The organism is Burkholderia sp. JPY481 (genome assembly GCF_038900515.1).
Lineage (GTDB): Bacteria > Pseudomonadota > Gammaproteobacteria > Burkholderiales > Burkholderiaceae > Paraburkholderia > Paraburkholderia youngii.
Window position 1 is genome coordinate 1 of sequence record NZ_JAYMRT010000165.1, and the last position, 338, is coordinate 338.

Annotated in this window: 1 pseudogene; it reads left to right on the forward strand. The window is 60.7% G+C overall.

From position 1 onward, the window contains the following. Nucleotides 1–338: pseudogene (locus VSR82_RS40170) on the forward strand (IS4 family transposase); the annotation flags it as partial.

The following is a 338-nucleotide window of genomic DNA, read 5'->3' on the forward strand; positions in this document are numbered from 1 at the left end:
AGGTTTCTGTCGAACGACCGCGTCAGCGAACACGATATCCTGAGCGGGCATTTCCAGGCCAGCGCCGAACGTGTGAAGGCCACCGATGGACCAGTGCTTATCCTGCAGGACACGACCGCATTCTCGTGCCAGCGCGAGCGTCCCGAACTCATCGGCTACACGGGCAAGACGAGCCTGCGCACAGGGAAGAATGGCATGGGCCCGCGACGAGCGCTCACGCAATGCGACATCCTGATGCATTCGAGTCTTGCTGTTACTGCCGATGGATTGCCACTTGGCCTGGCGGCGGTGAAGTTCTGGACGAGAAAGCGGTTCAAGAGGGCTTCGGAGCTCAAGCG